The organism is Bacillus sp. P4_D3 (assembly GCF_056401855.1).
This window is the reverse complement of the sequence record NZ_JBFUIN010000156.1, coordinates 1-6890: the sequence shown is the minus strand read 5'-3', so window position 1 is coordinate 6890 and position 6890 is coordinate 1. Positions and strand designations below refer to the sequence as shown.

Below are 6890 nucleotides of genomic sequence, written 5' to 3'. Positions count from 1 at the left end.
CATGTCTAATAGCGTGTTATATTTGTACGTTTCGTAACCCCAATATGTAATAAACTTCTTTTTGAATTCAACAATTTTTTCTAAATACGGACGGAACATTTCGAAGTCAGATTTTTCGCGAGCTTCTTCCCATACACTTTCCGCTTTCGCTTCTAATTTCACATACGCTTCATATTCCGCTTGTGGAATTTTCTTATTTCTATCATATTCTTTACGACACTCTTCAACCATTTTCTTTGTCGTTTCAGAAAGTTTATTTTCAACAATTAAAGATTCTAGTTCAGTTAAATAGTTCCCCATCTCATCTGAAGTCGACATCACAAACACTTCGGATGAAAGCATTCCAATTACTTCTGAACGCTGGTCTACTCCTTGCTTTGGTGCACCTGTTCTTAAATCCCAAAACATTAAGCTTAATGCTTCTCCATAATTCTCTATCTTCTTCACATATGTTAAAAATTGTTTTTCTACTTCATATGTAGCAACTGTCATAGTATAAAAAAACCTCCTTTTTCTACCTCAACCTTATTTCGACATTAAAACATAAATTCCTTTTCTAATAGAAAAAAAAAGCTTGGCAAGTGCCAAGCTTTTCCCTACAACATTTTTTCGCTTAAAGTACTTTTCCTTCTACCGGAAGCACTTTCTTCACTGCTTCTATCACTTTTTCATCTTCATTATCTGATAAGAATAATGATATAGCACCTTTATCTTCACTTGTACGAATTAAACGTCCAATTCCTTGGCGAAGACGTAAAATCATATAAGGCACATCTACGTCCCAGAATGGATCATTCACATGTTTACGCTTCGCTTCAAACACAGGATCGTTTGGAGGGAATGGTAATGACCAAATAATAACGTGTGATAATGATGAACCAGGAATATCTAAACCTTCCCATAAATGAACGGCACAAAGTACAGTCTCTTCTTCATTTTGGAAACGAGAAACGAGCTGACTAATTTCTTGATCTCCTTCATATAGGAACGGAACTGACATTTGCTCTTTACTTACATACTCTTTGAACGCTGCAAGTTCTTGCATTGTACGGAATAATACAAGCGTACGTCCATTTGTTTTCTGGATATTTTCAAGTGTATATTGACACTTTCTTTCCCATTCATTTTCTTTCGTATGCGATAGTAAGTTTACTGCCATTTGCTCTTCATAATCAAACGGTGAGGCAACTGAGAATGATAAATAATCTTTTACCCCTAAACTATTTGCTGTAAATGCGAACGAATCGTTATCCGATAATGTTGCAGATGAGAAAATGTACGGAATTTTCTTCGAGAATACTTTTTCTTGTAACACTTCTTCAACTGCACGTGGCATAATAACTAACGTGAAAGCACCATCACTTTCTTCACCCCACGTAATTACATTTTTCTCGTGCATGAAAAGACGAAGTGAATGCTCTAACACATCTAAATGCTCATCAACAATATTTAAATCGTATGTGTTTACTGTATGCATTTCACTTTCAAATACTAATGCATCACCGACTTCACCGATTTTCGCATAAAGTCTTTTCGCTTCTGCAGTTACCTTTTCTGTCACAGTAATTTCTAAACGATCAGAACCTTCAATTTCCTTTTTATTCTCTTGTAGTACCCCAAAGAATTGTTCAGTTTGCCAAATTGTTTCTTCTACTAAATGTGCGAACTCTTCACGAATATCGTTTTGTAATAATCTCGTTAAAAGTTGCTCCATCATCGTTTGTTTTAAACGGTACGTTAAAGCTTTTTGAGCTGCATACTCTACAAGATGTCCTTCATCGAATACAACGCAGCTACTTTCTGGTAATAACGGAATTTGCCCTTCACGTTTACGTGCATCATATGTCCAAATATGATCCATATAGAAGTCTTGAGAACAAATAATTAAATCTGCAGCTTTACGATAATGTTCACGAGAAAGTGTTTGACCACAACGATGACGAGAATCACAAGTGAAGCAATCTTGGAAGTAATCCCAGTTTACCTTTGACCATTCCTCGTCATTTAACAGTGGAAATTCTTTTCGATCACCATAGTGAGTAAAGTTCTGCATCGTACCATGATCGAATACGAACTGAGGTAATTCGTAATATACATCTTCAATTACTTCTGGAGCTCGTCCACTCATAACATCTTCAAGTTTACGCAAACATAAATAATTATCCATTGATTTCGCAAGTCTAACATCAACAGATAGCCCTAATGCTTCAGATAACTTAGCAATGTCTCCTTCTTCTTTCACAAGCTGCTCAATTAACGTTTCATCTGCACAAGCGATAATAGCTGGCTTCCCTGTATAACGTGCATAACAAATTGCATATAGAAGATATACAATTGTTTTCCCTGTTCCTACACCTGCTTCTGCAAACATAACTTTCTTCTCTTGGAAAGCGCGTTCTAACTGAAACGCCATAAAAATCTGTTCATCACGCTCTTCAAAGCCTTTTTCCGGAAGAATGTCGTAAAACACATCTCCAATCCACTCATTCAACTTATCATAAAAATTATCTTGTTTCCCTACTTCAAATGGTAACCTATTCTCAGTAAACATCCTTAGCCTCCAACCAAACAGTTTTTCTATAAAAAGATATAGCAACTGCTACTCACATGTGTGCAGCCACTTTCCCCTGTTGCAATACATAGAAATACACGAAAAAAAATTTCCCTTTCGAAAAAGGAAAATTTTTTTCTATATTAATGACTTTAAATACCGTTTATCAATCGCTGTTTCATGTGAAAGAGCTGACAAATATTCTTCCTGCGCTTTTTGTATTTCATCTACAATCGCACCTTGACTATCCACTTCTTTTCCGAGCTCATCATACGTACGGTGAATAGCTTTTTGAATCATTGATAATTGGAAACTATCCATATCACTTCCTCCTTTACGCATTACATAATAGCCAGTATATGCGCGCTGGAGGAGTTTTATACTATGAATTACGCGGTGGACGTTTTCMGAAGTATTGATAGTAATCTGTACGGATAAATCCGTTAAACAGTTTACGCTTTTTCGATGCATCTTTTCCGTAACACTTCTCAAATGCTTCATAACTTGTTAATAAATACATTGACCACGTATCTAATGGGCGGAATACCTCTCCCGTTTCTTTATATAATTTTTCAACAAGCGCTCTTTCACTTAAACGTTCTCCGTATGGAGGATTCGTTACAACATAGCCATATTCCTCTTTTGTCGTGAAATCTTTTACTTGCATTTGTTTAAATGATATAAGATCCCCTAATCCAACTTCATCTGCGTTATCTTGGGCAACTCTTATCATACGGTGATCGATATCTGATCCAATGATTTGCAATGGTTGATTATAATTTGCTAAATCTTCAGCTTCTTGACGAGCTTCACGCCAATTTTGTTTACCAACCCAGCCCCATTCATCCGATGCAAAGCCTCGGTTAAATCCTGGTGCGATATTTTGTCCAATTAATGCAGCTTCAATTGGAATTGTACCAGATCCACAGAAAGGATCAACGAAAGGACGATCCGGCTTCCAGTTTGTTAACTTAATTAAAGACGCAGCTAATGTTTCTTTTAAAGGCGCTTCACCTTGCTCAAGACGGTATCCACGTTTATGAAGACCTACACCACTCGCATCGATTGTTAACGTTGCAATATCTTTCAACATTGCAATTTCAATACGGAATAACGGACCATCTTCTTCAAACCAAGTTGTGCGTCTATACGTTGTTTTTAATTTCTCAACAACAGCCTTTTTAACAATACGTTGGCAGTCTGAAACGCTAAATAATGTTGATTTCAAAGATTTCCCAATAACAGGGAATTCACCGTTCTCTGGAATATAATCTCCCCAGTTTAACGCTTTTGTTTTTTCAAATAACTCATCGAATGTTGTTGCTTTAAATTCGCCGACTTTAATTTTCACACGGTCTGCAGTACGTAACCATAAATTCGTACGACAAATCGCTTTTTCATCCGCTTCAAACGTTACCTTTCCGTTTTCCACTTCACATTCATAACCAAGATCGCGAACTTCTCGGGCAACTAACGCTTCAATACCCATTGCCGCTGTTGCAATTAAAGTAACTTTTCCCATTTTCATTCACCTCTTATGTATAATCAAACAATAATTAATAACATGTTGTCCTATTAATTATCACATATTACGAAGAATATTCTCACTTACCATTTTAACTCACAACTTATAACTTCATACAAATAAAAAGCCCTCCTCTAACAAAGGAGAGCTGAGTTATTTCATAGTTGGTTCATAACGTTCTGTAAGCCATGTTCTGTTCCTTTGTACTGCAAACGGCCCACGCCTCGTACTCCGGTGGTAATCATCTATCTACAGGTTACGAAAACCTGTCCTTTTCCGTCGTTCATTTCCTTGGAAAAGATTCCCCTACCATTATTTGGGTTTCTCGCTCGTGGGGTTTACCTCGTTCCACTCCTATCATTTCTTCAAGGACTTCGTCACTGTGGCACTTTAAAGGTAGTCAAACCATATCCGAAAGGACTTAGGTTTTTTCCCTGCCGTTAAACCAGCCTCACAGCCAGAATACCCTAGCTTATGACTTGGCTAGGCACGAACACTACAACCATCTCAGGCTGTGCGAGCATGGACTTTCCTCTACAACGTTGGCGTTGCAGCGATTACCCAAACGTTATGACAAACATTAGTATAGTGGAAACAAAAAGATTTTGCAATGTTTTTTTCTATGCAAAATACTTTAACCTTTTTGTTACCTTAATTTATTCGTATAACTTACTTCCAAATACAGCTTTTTCTAAATTAGATAGACGTTTTAAAATATCCGTATTCGTATTGTTATATACTGGTTGTGCAACTGGTGTTTGTACCGGTTGTTGCGGAACTTGTGTTGCCGCTACTTTCTGCTCTTCTAATTCACGTTTCAAACGAGCATTTTGTTGTTTTAATTGATCAAATTCCTTATGAAACGCTTCATAATCTTTAATAATCGTATCAAGAAACTTGTCTACTTCTTCTTGTTGATAACCTCTCATACCTGTTTTAAATTCTTTTTCTAAAATATCTTTCGCTGTTAATTTAATTTTATCCGAAATCATTTTCTTCACCTCAAATTTTTGCCAAAGCTTTCATTAACTAAATTTTTTCAGAAACAATGCCTTTTGTCAATCAAATATACGAGTACTATATTACATATTACTCTGCATTATTCCACTGTTCCTCTTCCATTATATCTTGTAAATCAGAAAAAAGAATGAAATAACTGTGATAATTTTCTATTTCTCCTTTTTTCTTAGCTGCTTCTACAATATATTTAGGGCTCCCAGACTTTTCTTCATCATATACAGCTAAAAGTGCATCGCTTTTTTCAATAAAAAATTGATTCTTTAATTTAAATTGCTCTGGGCTTTCGTACTTCCGTTTCGTAATACTATCAATGTGATCTGCTTGCGAAAGAATAAATTCGTAATATTCACGGTTATCTTCCTTCCAATTTTCTTCTTGTTCTAAAAAAGGAGTAAATACCGCTAATTTTAAATCTGGATATTCTACTTGAATTTCAAAAACAACTTCAGCGGCCCATAGCTCTACTCCTAACTGACCGCTTATAATAACCCATTCCAAACCATCTTCTACAAAAGCAGTTAATTTACGACGCAGCGCCTTTTTTATACATTCTACTCCTGGATGATCATTTTTAAATATTCCAAGCTCAAACGGCTTATATCCTGTTACAGCAACGACTTTCATATCAACACTCCAATTACAAAAAAAGAACTAGCATTTCGCTAGTTCTAACATATCATTTACTTTTTAAACATTCCACCAACGTTTGGTCCGATATTTGGTCCAAATGGTGATACATTCGGTCCTGGTCCAAATGGTGATACGTTCGGTCCTGGTCCAAATGGTGATACATTCGGTCCTGGACCAAATGGTGATATTTGATGCCCATGGTGATGATGGCCATGACCGCATGGTCCACATCCCCCGCCGAATCCACCAACAAATCCTGGATCACCAGGATCTACAACGTTTACGTTCGAGTTTGTTTGTGGGAAGAAGCCTTGATTTTTAATTTGTTGATGATGTACGTGTGTTGTATGCGTTGGGAAAATGTGTGGCACCACCGTTGTTGAAAAAGAATGTGTTACGCACTGTTTTGCCGGATGAATGACAGGAGCAGTTGTACAAATAGGTCCTACAGGCTTATGCCCTCCAAAGCAAGGATGACAATGATGCATAGTTTTTTCTCTCCTCTCTCATTAAAAAAATCTGACTACACTTTACAATATGAGCGAGGGGATAAAGCCGCTTGTTATATATACCCATTTATTTCATAGAAATTTGTCTAGTATCCAATTTCATACGTAATACCTATTATAGACAACCCCCTACTATTATTTACCAAAAAAGCCCCCGACTTGCTTAACAATCCCTGTTACTTGATTCATCGCGTTCATCATTTGTCCAGCTGTGTTCATCATTTTATTTACATCGTAGTTACCATCTGATGATTTAAATTGTGAAACAAAACTAGAAAACTGACTTGGTTGCTGTTGCTGTTGCTTTTGTTTATTCATCGTTGGATATGGTTGTTTTGGTGGATAAAACATAGCTTGTTGATTTACATATTGAGATGGCGACATGTAGTTTTGTGAATTCATATACGCTTGCTGTGGTTGATTCGTATACATTTGCTGCGACTGACTCATATGCGCTTGCTGCGGTTGATTCATATGTGGTTGTTGCGACTGATCCATGTGCGGTTGCTGCGGTTGATTCGTATACGCTTGTTGCGGTTGATTCATATGCGCTTGCTGCGGTTGATTCGTATACATTTGCTGCGACTGACTCATATGCGGTTGCTGCGGTTGATTCGTATACGCTTGTTGCGGTTGATTCATATGCGCTTGCTGC

7 protein-coding genes, 1 other RNA gene and 1 pseudogene are annotated in these 6890 nt (G+C 37.0%); all 9 read right to left on the bottom strand.

The genetic code is table 11. From position 1 onward, the window contains the following. A pseudogene (locus tag AC1DTM_RS15460) lies at window positions 1-492 on the bottom strand (carboxypeptidase M32); the annotation flags it as partial. Window positions 493-613: 121 nt separating this feature from the next. After that, complete coding sequence (locus AC1DTM_RS15455) at window positions 614-2551, bottom strand: ATP-dependent DNA helicase (RefSeq protein ID WP_002158552.1); 1938 nt, start codon at window positions 2549-2551, stop codon at window positions 614-616. A gap of 138 nt (window positions 2552-2689) precedes the next feature. Beyond that, the gene (locus AC1DTM_RS15450) at window positions 2690-2872 is read right to left on the bottom strand and encodes a DUF3921 domain-containing protein (RefSeq protein WP_000376895.1); all 183 of its coding nucleotides are present in this window, start codon (window positions 2870-2872) and stop codon (window positions 2690-2692) included. Between the two features lie 61 nt (window positions 2873-2933). Further along, window positions 2934-4073 (bottom strand): THUMP domain-containing class I SAM-dependent RNA methyltransferase, encoded by a 1140-nt coding sequence (locus AC1DTM_RS15445; protein WP_477000443.1) that lies wholly within the window; start codon window positions 4071-4073, stop codon window positions 2934-2936. Window positions 4074-4253: 180 nt separating this feature from the next. Beyond that, window positions 4254-4645: RNase P RNA component class B (gene rnpB, locus AC1DTM_RS15440), an RNA gene on the bottom strand. A gap of 87 nt (window positions 4646-4732) precedes the next feature. After that, entirely contained in the window at window positions 4733-5068 is a 336-nt protein-coding gene (gene gpsB / locus AC1DTM_RS15435; RefSeq protein WP_002149280.1) for a cell division regulator GpsB, read from the bottom strand. Between the two features lie 97 nt (window positions 5069-5165). Continuing rightward, window positions 5166-5720: an SLOG family protein gene (locus AC1DTM_RS15430; protein ID WP_002158553.1), complete on the bottom strand. Its 555-nt coding sequence runs from the start codon at window positions 5718-5720 to the stop codon at window positions 5166-5168. A 56-nt stretch (window positions 5721-5776) separates the two neighbouring features. Then, window positions 5777-6214 carry a CotD family spore coat protein gene (locus AC1DTM_RS15425; RefSeq protein ID WP_016104344.1) on the bottom strand — a complete coding sequence of 146 codons (438 nt, stop codon included), beginning with the start codon at window positions 6212-6214 and terminating at the stop codon, window positions 5777-5779. A 156-nt stretch (window positions 6215-6370) separates the two neighbouring features. Further along, a partial coding sequence (locus AC1DTM_RS15420) for a YppG family protein (protein ID WP_477000442.1) occupies window positions 6371-6890 on the bottom strand: 520 nt, incomplete at its 5' end.